At 53.8% G+C, this 15803-nt stretch carries 14 protein-coding genes; 9 read left to right on the top strand and 5 right to left on the bottom strand.

Annotated features, from left to right (window positions below; all coding sequences use genetic code 11):
- Positions 1-21: 21 nt before the first annotated feature.
- Positions 22-1164: a glycine cleavage system aminomethyltransferase GcvT gene (gcvT, locus tag AC6I7T_RS14470; RefSeq protein ID WP_497794190.1), complete on the bottom strand. Its 1143-nt coding sequence runs from the start codon at positions 1162-1164 to the stop codon at positions 22-24.
- Between the two features lie 178 nt (positions 1165-1342).
- Between gcvT and AC6I7T_RS14465 the strand changes: the two genes are divergently transcribed.
- The gene (locus AC6I7T_RS14465) at positions 1343-1495 is read left to right on the top strand and encodes a hypothetical protein (protein ID WP_497794189.1); all 153 of its coding nucleotides are present in this window, start codon (positions 1343-1345) and stop codon (positions 1493-1495) included.
- A 98-nt stretch (positions 1496-1593) separates the two neighbouring features.
- On the opposite strand, the gene AC6I7T_RS14460 is transcribed toward AC6I7T_RS14465, so the two are convergent.
- Positions 1594-1977: a hypothetical protein gene (locus tag AC6I7T_RS14460; RefSeq protein WP_497794188.1), complete on the bottom strand. Its 384-nt coding sequence runs from the start codon at positions 1975-1977 to the stop codon at positions 1594-1596.
- Positions 1978-2136: 159 nt separating this feature from the next.
- On the opposite strand from AC6I7T_RS14460, the gene AC6I7T_RS14455 reads away from it, so the two are divergent.
- From AC6I7T_RS14455 to AC6I7T_RS14425, 7 genes are all read left to right on the top strand, one after another.
- The gene (locus AC6I7T_RS14455) at positions 2137-2439 is read left to right on the top strand and encodes a hypothetical protein (protein ID WP_497794187.1); all 303 of its coding nucleotides are present in this window, start codon (positions 2137-2139) and stop codon (positions 2437-2439) included.
- 208 nt (positions 2440-2647) lie between these two features.
- A complete protein-coding gene (gene glgC, locus AC6I7T_RS14450; protein ID WP_497794186.1) occupies positions 2648-3901 on the top strand; it encodes a glucose-1-phosphate adenylyltransferase in 1254 nt (417 codons plus the stop codon).
- 258 nt (positions 3902-4159) lie between these two features.
- Complete coding sequence (locus AC6I7T_RS14445; protein WP_497794185.1) at positions 4160-4885, top strand: RNA polymerase sigma factor; 726 nt, start codon at positions 4160-4162, stop codon at positions 4883-4885.
- Between the two features lie 2 nt (positions 4886-4887).
- Positions 4888-5754 (top strand): anti-sigma factor family protein, encoded by an 867-nt coding sequence (locus tag AC6I7T_RS14440; protein WP_497794184.1) that lies wholly within the window; start codon positions 4888-4890, stop codon positions 5752-5754.
- Positions 5751-6593, top strand: a complete 843-nt coding sequence (locus AC6I7T_RS14435) for a B-box zinc finger protein (protein WP_497794183.1) — start codon at positions 5751-5753, stop codon at positions 6591-6593. The genes AC6I7T_RS14440 and AC6I7T_RS14435 overlap by 4 nt, the downstream gene beginning before the upstream one ends.
- Positions 6590-6901 carry a hypothetical protein gene (locus tag AC6I7T_RS14430; RefSeq protein ID WP_497794181.1) on the top strand — a complete coding sequence of 104 codons (312 nt, stop codon included), beginning with the start codon at positions 6590-6592 and terminating at the stop codon, positions 6899-6901. Before AC6I7T_RS14435 ends, AC6I7T_RS14430 begins: the two co-directional genes overlap by 4 nt.
- 1 nt (position 6902) lies before the next feature.
- Positions 6903-8492, top strand: coding sequence for a DUF4097 family beta strand repeat-containing protein (locus AC6I7T_RS14425; protein WP_497794180.1), 1590 nt, complete (start codon positions 6903-6905; stop codon positions 8490-8492).
- Here the strand turns inward: AC6I7T_RS14425 and cmk are convergent.
- The 3 genes from cmk to mutL are packed head-to-tail and all read right to left on the bottom strand — an operon-like array spanning position 8449 to position 13341.
- Positions 8449-9153 (bottom strand): (d)CMP kinase, encoded by a 705-nt coding sequence (gene cmk / locus AC6I7T_RS14420; protein ID WP_497794179.1) that lies wholly within the window; start codon positions 9151-9153, stop codon positions 8449-8451. The two genes, AC6I7T_RS14425 and cmk, sit on opposite strands and share 44 nt — an antisense overlap.
- Positions 9150-11294: a hypothetical protein gene (locus tag AC6I7T_RS14415; RefSeq protein WP_497794178.1), complete on the bottom strand. Its 2145-nt coding sequence runs from the start codon at positions 11292-11294 to the stop codon at positions 9150-9152. The genes cmk and AC6I7T_RS14415 overlap by 4 nt, the downstream gene beginning before the upstream one ends.
- Positions 11295-11331: 37 nt before the next feature.
- Positions 11332-13341, bottom strand: a complete 2010-nt coding sequence (gene mutL, locus AC6I7T_RS14410) for a DNA mismatch repair endonuclease MutL (RefSeq protein WP_497794177.1) — start codon at positions 13339-13341, stop codon at positions 11332-11334.
- A gap of 203 nt (positions 13342-13544) precedes the next feature.
- Between mutL and AC6I7T_RS14405 the strand changes: the two genes are divergently transcribed.
- Positions 13545-15644: a beta-N-acetylhexosaminidase gene (locus tag AC6I7T_RS14405; RefSeq protein WP_497794175.1), complete on the top strand. Its 2100-nt coding sequence runs from the start codon at positions 13545-13547 to the stop codon at positions 15642-15644.
- The last annotated feature ends 159 nt before the right edge of the window (positions 15645-15803 follow it).

Raw genomic sequence — 15803 nt, 5'->3', positions numbered from 1 at the left:
AAAACGCGATTGCGAATCGTTCTATGCCTGTTTTTTCGGACGGCGATAGAACGGAATAGGTACTACCTGGGCGCGCACCATATTGCTGCGGATTTGCACCCAGACTTCTGTTCCGGTAGAAGTGTTGGCGATGGGGAGATACGCCAGCGCAATATTCTTTTTCAGGAATGGAGCCGGCGATCCGCTGGTAACTTGCCCGACCTGTTTGCCCCCAAGATCAAAGATCGGATAGCCGTCGCGGGCGATACCTCTTTCGATCATTTCCAGCCCTACGAGCTTACGTTCCGGTCCGCCTGCAGCTCTTATCCTCTCGAGGCTCTCGGAGCCAACAAAGCTCCCCTTCTCCAGCTTGCAAAAACGATCCAGCCCAGCTTCAAAGACGGTGGTTGTGTCGCTGATTTCGTGACCATAGAGCGCCATGGCCGATTCCAGCCGCAGAGTATTGCGGGCGCCTAAGCCGCAGGGAAGAATGCCGAATTCTTTGCCTGCTTCCATGATCTCGTTCCAGACTCGTTCGCTGGTTTTTTCGTCGGAGGGGATGTAAATCTCGAAGCCGTCTTCTCCGGTGTAGCCCGTATGTGCGATCAGGGTATTGGAGAGTCCGCAGACTTCGCCCCAGCCAAACCAATAGTTCTTGATCGTGCTCAGGTTGTAAGTCGTCAGCTTTGATAGCGTCTCCAGTGCCCGCGGTCCCTGGATGGCGAGCTGCGTATAGTGATCGCTGTAATCGCTAATGTGGATTCCGGGAAAGCTCCCCACCTGGGAGCGAATCCATTGATAGTCCTTTTCCCGGGTTCCGGCGTTGACTACCAGCATGTAGTCGTTATCGCTGAATTTGTGGACCAGAATGTCATCCACGAAGGTTCCTTCCGGATAGAGCATCGCGGAATAGTGAGCCTGTCCAACTTGAAGTTTCGAGGCGTCATTCATGCTGATGTGCTGGATTGCAGCAAGTGATCCGGGGCCGCGAAATTGGATCTCGCCCATGTGGCTGACATCGAAGAGCCCTACTCCGGTGCGAACGGCCATATGTTCGGCTACCAGGCCGGAGTATTCCACCGGCATGTCCCAGCCACCGAAATCGACCATCTTGGCCTTAAGACGGCGATGTGTGGAATTTAGAGCTGTTTTGCGCAAAGTCGACGTGGAATCTGTTGTAGACACAGGGAGATCCTCTTCTTGTGAAGAACTTGAACATTCAACATAGTTGTTGGCATGACGAAGGTCAAACTCCGGTACGAGTCTGTCAGGCAAGTTGAAGGGATTTTGAGGATACCGTAAACCCGGGAATGATTGTTCCTATCTCCATTCCTCCGGAGAAAGGCTCTAAAATAATTGGGAAATGAACAAGTTTCGTGGTGCCATCTTATTGATTGCAGCGCTGTTTGCGATCTATTACTCGATTGTTGCCGTCCATGGATCGAGGGCGATTATTACCGCTGTTTTGGGTGTATTGGTGGGCATTGTCGGCATTATGCGACTGGTGCAAAAGTAGCTCGGTCCAGGTCAGAGCTCTGTCAATTAGTAAGGGCCTTCAAAGTTCTTGGGTCCTGACTATTTCCCGCTTTGTATTTACAACAAGATCAATAAAATCTATCGCTTGCGCTTCTCTTTCCGACGGGCTCTGAAGAAGGAGCTGACACAGAAATAGAGAAAGACCAGCGTCAGGATCCCATAGAGCAGAAATTTACGATGGTCCGGTCCAGTGGCATAGGCGGCACGAACTTTCCACCAACTTTGCATAAAAAACAATGCAAAGATCGCAAAAAATACACCGGTGATCTCCAGCCACAACACAGAGGCGACGTGAGCGAGAGGGCCAAAGAAGGCTTTTCCGAATCTACGACTGCCTTCGGCGACATTTTTACTTTTTTGCGCAATGACCTTTCCTCTCGTTTCGAGAGTTTTGGCTGCGGAATGTGAGACGTTCTTTGCGGAAGATTCGGAGGTGCGTTCCTTCACTATTCGTGAGGCCACGCGCAGACCGATCCCCAGTGTTCGTCCAAACCGATGCGGTTCCATTTCCATGAAAAGTTTAGCAGTCTGGGCAGGTTCCCATTGCCCTGTCCATACATCAAACCGTAAGGTATGGGTAGCGGGAGAACCGGATCTGTATCCGGAAGCCGTGACGGGAGGGTGCCATTGAATCAGCGATTAAAAAATTTGATTCAGCAGTTAGGGGAGGCTATCCACGAGTCCGTCGCCGAATCGGAACAGATTGCCGGCGTGGTGCAGGATATACGAAAGCAGGGCTTCGATGTTTTGCTGATGTTGGAGGCGACCATCGGCCTGAATGAGGTGGAGCAACAGCCTGAGTCTGAAAATGGAGTCCAGGCAGAAACAGAGTCGCAAGAGGGGCCGTTTACGGTTCAGGATGTAAGTTTCCTGCGTTCTTTACGCATCTCCGTTGAGGGAGATGAAAAAGCAACAGACGAATAGCTGTACTCTTGTTGTCCGCTGATGCGCTTTCGTCAAAGGGAACCTTTGAGTCTTCTCTGTTCATTGCCGATAAGGGTGGAGAGAATACTCCATGAGTGGGGTGTGGTGACTGGAGAGATAGTGATTGTGGTACGGCTCTCCTAGAAGCAAAGTTGTCCTATTCCTCTACAGGAAGAGAACTACTGTGGAAGCGGTATAGCGGAACTTCATGAAAGATACTCTGGGTGTACTACTGGCAGGAGGAGCAGGGGAAAGATTATTCCCCCTGACGCGTGACCGGGCAAAACCGGCCGTCCCCTTCGGGGGCAATTACCGCATCATCGATATCACTCTTTCGAACTGCATCAATTCCGGCCTCCGCCGGGTCTTCATCCTGACGCAGTACAAGGCACTTTCTTTAAATCGGCACATTCGTGAAGGCTGGACCGGCCTGGTGGCTCAAGAGCTCGGTGAGTTTATTGAGATTCTGCCGCCGATGCAGCGAATCAGTGCAAATTGGTATATGGGAACAGCAGACGCTGTTTACCAGAACATCTACTCTATCGGCTCCGAGCAGCCAAAGCACGTCATCATCCTCTCCGGCGACCACATCTACAAGATGAATTACAGCCTGATGCTCAAACATCACAAGCAGATGGGCGCGGATGTGACCTTGGCGACTTTGCCTATTCCGCCCTCGGAGGTGTCACGTTTCGGGGTAGTGGAAGTCGCTCCCAATGGAGATGTGACCGGTTTTCAGGAAAAACCCAAAGAGACGAGTGTTCGTTCGCCGTTTAACAGCAATGCGGTCGATGCCTCCATGGGCGTGTACATCTTCAATACCGATGTCTTGTTGCCCGCATTGATGCAGGATGCCGAGAATCCCAATTCGAAGCATGATTTTGGGCACGACATCCTTCCAGCCGTTCTGGGCAAATACAAAATGTGTGCATACAACTTTGTCGATGAGAACGGGCAGGATGCGCTCTATTGGCGGGATGTAGGCACCTTGGACGCCTATTACGACGCGAATATGGACCTCTGTTCCATTTCGCCTACTTTCAACCTCTATGACAGCGCCTGGCCGATGCGTACCCGTCAACGGCAGTATCCTCCGGCCAAATTCGTCTTTGGAGAGCCGGGTCGTACCGGCATGGCGATTAACTCGGTTATTTCTGCCGGGTGTATCATCTCCGGCGGCTTGGTGAAGAATAGCGTGATCTCCCAGGATGTCCGCGTAAACAGCTACGCCGAGGTCGATTCGAGCATTATCTTTTCTCACGTGGATATAGGCCGCCATTGCCGTATTCGCAAGGCGATTATCGACAGAGATGTCCACCTGCCCGAAGGTACCGTGATTGGTTATGACCAGAACGAAGATCGCCGGAACTATTTTGTAACCGCCAGTGGTCTTACGGTCGTCACACGAGACTATTCGCTATATGAATCCCCGGTCGCGGCAGATTTTCCGCAGATCGGCTGATTCCAAACGGAAGTCAACGTAATCAAATCAGAGGGAAGAACATGAAAGCTTATGTTCTTCCCTCTTTTGTTTTTAGAGATTTCCGGTACGGCTCAGGCTCCTCCTCTTCTTCTGTCCGGGGGTAGGAACGATTCTGGTTCCCTATCCGGGAAAAGAGTGCTCCCAGACGAGATACGCCATTTACACTAGACCCTCCTGATTCTGTGGAACCTCTTCTTCGCTTTCGTCGTATTGATCTCTATGAGCATCGCGGGTGCCATGACGATGGAAGAAGTTGGTTGGACGACTTCGACGCGTTCTGCTCGCGACCTGCATCCTTCTGGAAAATCCCAGACGGGGTCAGGGTTTAGAGAGGCAGGCAAGCTCGGCCTGCATGGGAAAGAGGAGAGGCATTTGGAGCCGGATTGGCCCAGTGTAGTGCGACGGTGTTTGGATGGTGATCCGACGGCTTGGACGGAATTAGTCAAGGCCCACCATCGTCGTGTCTATGGCCTTTGCTATCGCTTCACTGGGTGTTCGCAAGATGCTGAGGATCTGACGCAAGAGGTTTTCCTGAAACTGTATGGAAATCTGACCAGCTTCGATCTGACTCGCGGAAGTTTTCAGGTCTGGGTGACAACGCTGACACGGAATCTGCTAGTCGATCATTTTCGCCGGACACGGCAGCTGCGAGCGACAGATTCTCTTGATTCCGGTTGGGACGAGTCGGACGAACTTAAGCCGATTGATCGGCTGGAAGACCGTGGGAAGAGCCCTCATGAGCGCGCTGTACAGCAGGAGCTGGAGCGCATGGTGCAGGATGCTCTGACCAAGATCTCTCCGGAGTTGCGTGAGGCCGTAATTTTACGCGACCTCCAGGACATGGATTACAAGGAAATCGCCCAGGTTTTGCACGTTCCCGAAGGAACTGTGAAGTCGCGTATCAGCCGCGGACGTGCGGAACTGGCAAGAGTTTTGGATCGTAACAAAGGACAGGTGGTGTAGTCATGCCAGACAAAAATATACATAACAATAATCTGGCTTGTGAGCAGTGGGAAGCTATGCTGGCCGAGGTACTGGATGGGACGCTGGCTAGCGAAGAGGCCATGAAGTTCGATTCCCATGCCCATTCCTGCACGGCATGTGCCCAACTGCTTGACGAGGCTCAGCGTGGCCAAGAGTGGCTCCGGTATTTACCGAAGGAGCCTCCCGTTCCCCAAGACCTGGTTGCTAAGATATTGGCTCAAACTTCAGGGACCGTATCTGTAGCAGCTGTAGCCACAAATTCGACAGTAGCAGTAATGCCGAAGTCTTCCAGCTGGAAGCATGCGCGTTGGTTTACAGGACTGCGGCGTTTATCCGAACCGCGTTTGATGATGACAGCTGCGATGGCCTTTTTCTCCATCGCACTGACGCTGGATTTGGCGGGAATACGGAACGGGAATTTCCGCTTAAGCGATCTGAGCCCCTCCATGGTGCGCAGCACCATCGAACGGCAATTCGCCACAGCCAGCAGGCCCGTTGTGCGCTACTACGATCATCTTCGCTTCGTCTACGAAGTAGAAGCCCGCGTTAGGGAATTCCGTCGTGCTGAAGAGCAGGACAATTCCGGACAACAGCAAAAGAAAGAACAACAACAGCAGCAGCCAACAGAAAAAGGGGGAAGCGCAATCAAGAATGGCGCACCCGGCAAAGATGGGGGCAGTTTTAATGAGCCACAAAGAGCTGTACCTCCGCCACCTGTTGTTGCAGGTCAAATGATGGAAGCCAAACTGAACTGGAACAGTGTGAGCAAGAAATCGATATACCTAAGACGTATTTGCTTTGAGACCCTGCACAGAGACAGAGACCAAGCAGGAAGGAGCTTGGTATGAACTGCGCAAACCATCCCGATACTCCGGTTGCGGCATATTGCCAGCAATGCGGTAAGCCGCTTTGCCCGCAATGTGTACGGCCTGTAGCCGGACTCATTTACTGCGAGATGTGCCTGGCTGCTCGTCTGGGCGTACCTCCTGCCGGGGCCCCTGGCTCTCCTGTGCCGCCCATTGCAGGTTCGTATGGTATTCCTCCGACTACAAGTGAGCCGAATCCCGGTCTTGCTGCGTTTCTCGGCTTTATCCCTGGTGTCGGAGCCATGTACAACGGCCAGTTTGTAAAGGCTCTGGTGCATGTGCTGGTCTTTGCGATCCTTGTCAGTCTTTCCGATCAGCATGGCATTTTCGGCTTGTTTATCGCAGCCTGGGTGTTTTATCAGGTCTTCGATGCTCACCAGACGGCCAAGGCCCGGCGCGATGGTCTGCCATTGCCCGATCCCTTTGGCTTAAATGAACTCGGTCAGCGGATTGGTATGCAATCGCATACGCCTTCCGCGACCGGCACGCCTGCCGGACAAGTGCCTCCTGCTCCAGGTGTACCTCCTCCGGCAGCCTCCTACGGCCCCGTACCACCTCCTCCAGCGCAGCCGTATACGACCGTTCCAATTCCCCCTGAACCGTTTACAACTCCTGTGGAACCACCCGTTCCTGGGGGTATGCGTCGTCCGGAACCCATCGGCGCCATTATCTTGATCGCTCTAGGATTGCTCTTTCTGCTGCAGTCGCTGGGGATTTTGGGAACCTTCTGGATTGGTCGTAGCTGGCCGTGGATCCTGATCGCGATAGGTGCATGGTTGTTCTTCCGGCGGCTTGGTAATTCATCTGGAGGCGCACAATGAATCGCTACGTACTAGTCCGCCGTCTTCATGCTCCTGCTTTCATTCTGCTTACTGGAGTCATGGCGCTGCTGGCCGAATGGAACATCCTGGGTTGGGGCAAATCCTGGCCACTTTATCTGATTCTCTATGGATTGCTCAAACTAGCTGAGCGTGCAGCCCTCGCAAGCATGGATCCAATGGATGTACCGGGCGGTTATCCCCCACCTGCTCCGGGACAGCCTGTCGTAAGTACCGCTCCCCCAGTTTCAGCAACCACCGCGATCGTTCCCAGCATGCCTGAGAATCACTCCGGAGAATCGGGGCAATAATATGGCTTCCACACCTCCAATTGATCCTCGTGCTGCGTGGCGTCTCCAGAAAGAGCAGCAGAAGGCCTCCGATCGTGCTCGCCGTGATGCATGGCGTGCTCAGAAGGCGTATTGGCGGGCCCGCCGCCAGCCTTCGTTGGTCGGGCCGCTGGTCCTGATTGCCATTGGTGTAATCGCTTTGCTGCTGGCCACGGGCAAGATAGCGGCAGAACATTTCTGGACGTGGTATGGACGTTGGTGGCCTCTTCTCCTGGTTGTCATGGGCGTTGCTTTGCTCTTCGAGTGGTTCCTCGACCGGAAAAGCGCGTATCCGATTCGCCGCGGCGGTGGAGTCGTTTCTCTAGTTCTGCTTCTAGGAGCACTAGGACTGTGTGCCTCCAACTGGCACAACTGGACTCCATTTCACGAATTGGGCGATGACGATGAGGATTTCTTCCACTTCATGGGGCCGGAGCATGACAATGACTTGCAGAATTCTGAGACCATTCCCGCTGGAGCTCACGTTCAGATTCAAAATGCTCGCGGGGATGTAGTGATTTCAGCCGGAGATCAATCCGGCTCCATGCAGGTTCGTACTCACGAGACGGTGTACACCTCCTCCGATTCCGATGCCCAGTCTTCCTTTACGGCGCTTGCTCCGAAGATCACGGTAAGTGGTGCCACGGTGTTGGTGCGCATTGAAAACGTCAAGAACGGAAAAGCGGATCTAAGTATCGAACTGCCACGGGATGTCTCCGTCGACGTCAACACGAATCACGGCGATGTTACCGTTGCCGGCTGCCGGGGAGCAGTAAACGTATATTCCGGTCATGGAGACGTTAAGCTCGACGATCTCTCTTCCAATGTGCACACCCGTATGTCGAAGGGGGACTTCTCTGCCCATTCCGTGCTGGGAGATCTGGCGTTGGATGGAAAGATGAACGATGTAACCATCTCCGACATTCAAGGCAAAGTTTTAATGGAAGGGGATTTCTTCGGAGACATTCATCTGGAGCATCTCGCGTCTCCTATGCACTTCCATTCGAGCCGTACGGAGATTGAAATTGGACGGCTTGACGGAGACATGACGATGGATTCCGGCGACCTCCATATAAGCTCCGCTGTTGGGCCTATGCGGGTCAGTACACGCTCCAAGGATGTGGATCTGTCGCAGATCTATGGAGATATCCGCGTTCAGGACTCAAATGGTTCCGTGAAGGTTGCTGCGGCTGCGCCGTTAGGTCAGGTGCAGATTGAAAACCGTAATGGAGAGGTACGGCTTCTGGTTCCACCATCGGCCAATTTTGAGATTGACGCCAAAGCAACCCATGGCGCGATCCAATCCGATTTCTCGTTGCCGACGAAGGGTGAAGATAAAGAGCAGTCGTTATCAGGACAAGTCGGTAAAGGCGGGCCTCGCATTTCCATTACTACAACGAACAACGATATTCAGTTGCAGAAGGGAGAGAGCTTCCCGCCTCTTCCACCGGTTCCACCAAAACCGCAGATTCATTCCGTACCGGTGCCGCCCACCCCTCCATCACCTCCGGGGAAAGGTGTTCGTCACCTCAGCGTGCCGAAAGGGGAGACTCCGAAGACAGTCGAGCAGTAACTATTTCTTCTGCTCGGGCTACAACTTCATCGAGAGTCAGCTGACTTGAATCGATAATGACAGCTCCTGGCGCGGGGTGCAGTGGTGATGCAGCCCGCGTGCTGTCTCTCTGGTCTCTTTCCCGGATTTCCTTCAGCACGGTTTCTTTGGCAACACCAGCTTGCGGCCCCAGTTGATCGAAGCGTCTCTGTCCTCGGACCGTCGGATCTGCATCCAGAAAGATCTTTACCGTGGCATCGGGAAAGACAGCTGTCCCGATATCTCTGCCCTCCATCACAACACCGGCGGCAGTTCCGCAGTTATGTCCCATCGCGCGCTGAGCTTCAACCATCCAGTGGCGTACCGGGGGATGAACGCTTACTCGCGATGCCGCTTCTGTGACATCCTTCTGCCGAATCTGTGTCGTTACCTCAACTCCATCGAGGAGGACACGATTCCCGGATTGCGTAGGTTCAAGCCGGATGACAGTCGTTGTTGTCAACTTTTCCAGCGCCGCTACATCGTCAAGAGGCGTCTGTGTTTCAAGGGCCTTTAGTGCAAAGGCCCGATACATGGCTCCCGTTTCCAGGTTTAGCAGCCCAAAACGGGCTGCCAGGCGCGCGGCAAGAGTGCTCTTACCGGCTCCGGCGGGCCCGTCAATTGCGACAATCAGGCGTTTCACTCCGGACGGTCCTTTCTACCGAATTTTTTCGCCGGACGACCACCTGGCTTTGAAGGAAACTTGCCGCCGGAAGGCTTACGTCCAAACTTGCCGCCTGATTTCGGTTTGCCACCCTTGGCTCCGAATCCGCCAGGCCGTTTTTCTCTGCCTTCGAAGCGGGAGCTGCCAGAAGGACGTGAGCTAAACCCGCCCTCACGACGAGGTCTGTCTTCACGCTTGCGCTCACCCTCTTCTCCTGATCTCGGACGAAATTCGCGGCGCGGCGGACGATCTCCACCTCTTTCAAAGTTGCGGGGACCACGGCCTTCGCTACGTTTTTCAAATCCTCTTCCCGCAGCCGGGCGTTCAGGGCGAGATCTGCGGACGGAACCTTCTTCGGAACGTCCTTCAGTACGAGGCTTACGCTCGCGAGGCCTTTCCTCATCGGACTTCCAGCGAGGTTCGCGACGCGGCGGACGATCTCCACCTCTTTCGAAACTGCGGGGACCGCGGCTTTCGCCACGTTTTTCAAACCCTCTGCCTGTAGTAGGCCGTTCAGTGCGAGGCTTGCGGAAAGAACCCTCCTCCGAACGTCCCTCGGTACGCGGTTTGCGCTCGCGAGGTCTTTCCTCATCGGACTTCCAGCGAGGTTCGCGACGCGGCGGACGATCTCCACCTCTTTCAAAGTTGCGGGGACCGCGGCCTTCGCTACGCTTTTCAAACCCTCTTCCCGCAGCTGGGCGTTCAGGGCGAGATCTGCGGAAGGAACTTTCTTCGGAACGCCCTTCCGTACGAGGCCTGCGTTCGCTACGTTCCTCTCCTCCTGCTTCCCAGCTCTTGGTGCGCCGGGGTGAACGGAAGCCACCTTCTCCAGAACTGCGACGACCGCGACCTTCTTCACGATCTCCTTCACGCTTCACCCATGGCTTGTTGGGGCGATCTCCCTGGCCTACTCTGTTCCCGAATTTACGAGGACCGCCACGGCCCTCTTCCGATCTCCGGAAACCGGAGCGCTCGCGTGGAGCAGAATCATCTTGACGGCGAGCTGCAGGACGCTCGCTCCGTTCGGAGCGTTCGAAGCTCCGGCCAGTGCTTCTCCGTTCACGAAAGCCTCCTGAAGACTGACGGCGATCTGCCCCTTCCCTGTCCCGAGTATCCCGAGTAGGGGGTCGGCGCTCGAAACTCCGTGCGGGACGTCGTTCGGCACCTGCTCCACCGTCATCTGTGCGGGGACGACGGGGCGAGCGTTCCCTCGCTCGGCCGGTTTCGAACTCCGAGGTTTCAGGAGATTCTGCACCTTCTGCTGGCGCCACCTCTGGGAACTCAGGCAGAGTTCCAGCCACAAAGAAGTAGGTGAGATGCCCGGCAGAAATTGATTCCAGCTGTCTTGTTGCCGACAGGCCATTCAATACCTCGCGAATTTTGCTACGTGAGGTTAAGGGCGAAAGGAAGGTTTCAACTTCATCAGCATTTGCAGCTATAGCAGTCTGCACCCAAAGGGAGCTCAATACCGAAACAGCTGTCAGATGTGAGGTCGAGGTCCCTTGAGCCATGGCTTTCGAGTGGTGGAGCCTCAACGGCTGCCAGAGCGTAGGCTCTCCATTGCCATGGAAGACCGGAAGGACACGCATTTCGGTCCAGAGTTCCGTCAAAGCACGGAGTACGGCGGCTTCGGTCAATTCGCTGCCGAGTTTGTCTCGAAGCCCGAAGAGTGTCTCGGAGCCAGATTTTTCAAGAGCCTCGTAAACATGGGCAACCAGAGGAGATACTGAGCGCACGCCGCTAACTTGCGGGGCTCGTTTCCAGTCGCGATCGCCACGAAGTGCATAAATATAAGGCAAGAGTTCGGCGCTTACTAAGAAATCTGGCTGCTCTCCCTGCGTTCCCATGAGATTGAGGGGAATAGCAGAGCCTTCGGTGGTAAGGCGAAGGAGCATTTCATATGCCTGATCCAGAGCCTCTCGTCCGGGAGTGGGATTCGGCTGGCCGATTACGGCCTCTACAAAACTTGGGGCATCAACTTGAAGCTGTGTTCGGCGGGGCAAATAAAGAACCAGCCCCATATCCTTAATCCATGCTTGGGCTTCGTCCTGAGTAAGGAGTGCATTCCCCGTCTGGCGCCATTTTTCGGCGCGCGCTGCTTTTAACTGCTCTGATGTCAAAGAAGATCCTTCTCAACGAGCACGGAGACCATTGTGGTCAGATCCGTTGAAACGCTCGTTGAATGTCTTTCCAAGCATACCGCAAGGCAATGGGTCTTCCATGAGGACAACTGGTCGGGTGCTCAGTTTTCGCTAATTCCTTCAAAAGCCACTCAATTCGAGTGGTATCGAGGGGCATATTTACCTTAATTGCGGCATGACAGGCGATGGATGCCGCTATACGGGTCCGAACAGTCTCTAGATTCTCACTTTGCCGCTCCCGTTCGGTTTGCTCGATGATCTCCGACAGAACGCGCTCCAGCTGGTTTCCTTCCAGGCCTACCGGTGCTGCTTTGATAGCCAGGGTCCGGGGGCCGAATGGCTCGACTTCGAATCCGTTTCGGTCGAGTTCTTCGGCCAAAGAGGCAAACACCACCATTTGATGGGGTTGCAGGTCTATCAGCAGCGGCATCAGCAGGCGCTGGCGCTGAACACGTTCTACCTGACGTTCTCTGAGGATCTTTTCAAAGAGCACACGCTCATGGGCAACGTGCTGGTCGATAATCCAGAGCCCCTCGTCATTGACGGCCAGGATGAACGATTCCCGGAGCTGTCCCAGGGGCTTTAATGATGCCAAGGCATTCAGGTTCGAGGGGACTTCTTCAGGAGATTCAACCGTCGCAACCGGCATCGTTTCGGTGGCACTGCCGCAGCTGTGTTCGGTATGTTGTTGAGGAGGCAACACTTGGCTGGCCACAGCCATGGCAGAGGCTTCCTGCAAGGAGAAAGGCAAGCGTCCTGGTTCTGGCCGAGGTGCAGGCATGCTAAGCGAAAAATCCCCAGCTGTTTCTACAGAAGGATTGCTTCCTCCGCTGGCTATCTCTGCTTCGGCCTCGGTCTTTTCCGGATTTTCCGCGTCTCCTCCCGGTAATGGAGAAACATCAGGCAGGAAGGTGGGCGTGGCGTGCGGATTATTGGTCAAAGCAGCTACGAAAGCTGCTGCCGGACGAGCATTCATCAGTGCCGTACGCAAAGAGTCACGCACGAAATCATGAATAAAGCTCTGTTGGCGGAAGCGGACCTCTGTTTTGGCCGGGTGGACGTTTACGTCGACTTCCTCCGGTGGCATCTCCAGAAACATGAGGACCACGGGAAATGACGTCGGCGGAATGATGTTGCGATAGGCCTCGCTGATGGCGTGCAAGATCAGCCGATCACGAATCAACCGTTTGTTGACAAAGATATAGATCGAGTTCCGATTCAGCTTCTGCAGTTCCGGCTTTGAAATGAAGCCGCTCAGCCGGAGAGTTCCGGGCTTGGGAGGCTGATAATCCTCTTCACGCTTCCACGGCGGAGGCTCAGGTAATCCGGTACGCTCCAGAGGAATTTCCGCTGCCACAGGCAAAAGCTGGTCCAGGGTGTCTTTCCCGAAAATCTGATATATACGTTCGGACGAGCGCACTACAGGTGGTGCAACTACCAGTGCATGAGAGGCCGAGTGTAACTCGAAATGCATTTCGGGATGTACCAGAGCATAGTGGGTGACCAGCGCCGTCACATGCGACAGTTCGGTATTTTCGGACTTAAGGAATTTCCTTCGCGCCGGAGTATTAAAGAACAGATCGCGGATTGTGATCGTTGTGCCGCGTGGACGACCGCAGTCTTCTACGGATAGAACCTTTCCTCCCGCGATTTCTATGCGCGTTCCCGAAGGCTCCTCTTCAGGCCGGGTTTCCATTTCCAAGCGTGCAATAGACGCGATGGAAGGCAATGCCTCACCGCGAAAGCCCAAGGTAGCAATCGAAAGCAGATCGTCGCTGGAACGGATTTTGGAAGTAGCATGACGTTCAAAAGCCAGCAGAGCGTCATCGCGTACCATCCCACAGCCATCGTCGGCGATGCGGATCAACTTCTTTCCGCCGCCCTCAATTTCCAGTCGAATGCGGGTTGCTCCGGCATCGAGAGCATTCTCCAAAAGCTCTTTCACAACAGAGGCTGGTCTATCGACAACTTCTCCAGCGGCAATCTGATTGGCAACTTGATCGGAAAGAACTCGAATGCGTCCCATGCTATTCAAAAGTTATCAGAAGCGGCGTGAGTCATAACCGCAAACCTGAAATGCTCCGGTTGAAGGAAAACTCGCGGCTTCTCAAAGGATTTCCGTCCTCGACAATCTATACATGGCCTGCATATTATGATCACCATAGTTGTATATACAGCAGTATGATGTTGGTGAATTCCGGTGTTTAATTTTTTGCGGGATGTGCGCGAATGCGAAAGTTGATGTTTGCAGCGATTTTTCTGACTCTTATTCCCTTCCAGTCCTTTTCTCAGAACCGGCCCTTACTCATGCCGCGTCCGCAAAAAATGAGCGTGGGCAATGCACAGTTAAGCATTACGCCGTCATTCCGGATTCAGCTGCAAAACGATGATCCTCAACTATATTCGGCGGCGGAACGCTGTCTTCATACTCTCTCTCTTCGCACCGGATTGAAGTTTGCTCCGCCTTCGACAACTGCGGGAGCTCTGAGCATCGCTGTCAAGAACAAGGTTCCGTTGCGAGTCGGTGAAGACGAATCGTACAAGTTGATAATCGGTGCGCAGTCCGCAAGGTTGGAAGCGAATACAAATCTTGGCGCGTTGCGTGGACTGGCGACGTTCCGCCAATTGCTCCAGCAGGAAAACGGACATGTATATCTTCCGGAAGTGACTATCGAGGATGGTCCAGAATTCGCTTGGCGCGGCTTAGTGATCGATGTTGCACGGCACTTTATTCCGGTGGACATTCTTAAACGAAATATCGACTCTATGGAACTGGTGAAGTTGAACGTCCTACATCTGCATTTGTCGGACAACGAAGGATTCCGTGTTGAGTCGAAAATTTTCCCGAAGTTGCAGGAAGTGGGATCGAACGGAAAATACTATACCCAGCAGCAAATCCGCGACCTGATTGCTTATGCCGGTGAGCGCGGCATTGTGGTGATCCCCGAATTTGATATGCCCAGTCATTCGCAGAGCTGGCTGGCTGCTTATCCTGAGCTGGCTAGTTCCGCGGGGCCATTTCATGCGGGGCTGTTGCACTTCAATGGAATTACGCCGAAAACTACACCCGAAGAATTCGATCACATTCAGCTGACAGCACAACTTCCCGCGATGGATCCGAGCCGCGAGTCGACTTATGAATTTCTTGATCGCCTTATTGGCGAAATGTCGGCACTCTTCCCCGCGCCGGAACTTCACATCGGTGCAGACGAAAATAATGGCGCAATCTGGCTGGCGAATCCTTCCATTGCTGCCTTCATGAAAGAGCATCATTTGGCCGATGCACCTGCGCTGCAGGGATATTTTGTGGCACGGGTAAAGACTCTGGTGGAAAAACACGGCAAGCGTATGGCTGCATGGGAAGACGCCTTTGCGGGTCCGCTTTCGAATAACACGATCTTTGAGATTTGGAGTGCTCGTCCTGCGACGGACCTTACCAAGATGACATTGGGACAGGGAAATCAGATGCTCGTGGCAAATGGCTTTTATCTCGATATCTTCTTCCCTGCGCATGTTCACTATCTCAATTCCGTCATGCCGAAGACAGGGAAGATGCCTCATTCTCCGCTGGGCGGCGAAGCTGCAATCTGGACGGAACTGGTGGATAGCAGCAATCTTGATGCTCGTATATGGCCGCGGACAGGTGCGATTGCCGAACGGTTGTGGACAGGCGGAGAACTTGAGCCCGTGGATGCGATGTATTCACGGCTCTTTGCGTTGAGTAATCTTCTGGATCGCGAAGGCATGAGAAGTCAGGCGAACTATCGGGAGCATGTGAAACACATTGCTGCTGGCGGTGATCCGGAACCAGTGCAAAATCTCCTGGATATCTTGGTGCCATTGAAGGGTTACAAAATACTCGTAGCCCAGATTCTTAAGTGGGCACAGGGAACTCCCGAACCCGTTAGCTTTGATCGAGTTGCAGATTTTGTGTTGATTGATTCGCAGGCAAAGCATGAGTTTCGCCTAGCCTTGGCTGCATATCAGAAGAACCATGATCCGGCAGCTGAAGCACAAGTAAGAATGTGGCTGAATAAGTGGGCTGCGAATGACCGGAAACTAACTGCTCTGCAGAACAATTCAAAAGAGCTAAATGAAGTGATGAATCATTCGAAACCTTTGGCTGAGCTGGCGGCTGCATGTTTGCAAGCACTGGATCATTTCGATCGTGGTGAAGCTCTGAGCCCCCAGGAACTCAAGCGCGATAAGGAGCTTCTGAAAGCAGCGGCAGGCAACCAGGGAGATACGGAGCTGGCCATCATGCCAGAATTGGATGGGCTAATTCATGGGAATCTTCCTCCCGAACCAGCCAGCTATCCCTTTTCGTAACGGCTCTATTTTCGCCGTGAAATGAAGGCGAGCAAAGAAGCTCCACCTTTGTAGTGGAGCTTCTTGCCGAAGGTTAAGGATAGATGCTTGCTGCCGTAGATCCCTATGCCTTTCTTGAGCGACCTCTTTACCTATTCGCTTGCCAGGCCATGACGATGT

This window comes from Humiphilus diazotrophicus, assembly GCF_059726315.1.
The sequence above is the reverse complement of the archived record's forward strand: the minus strand, read 5'-3'. Positions and strand labels throughout refer to the sequence as shown.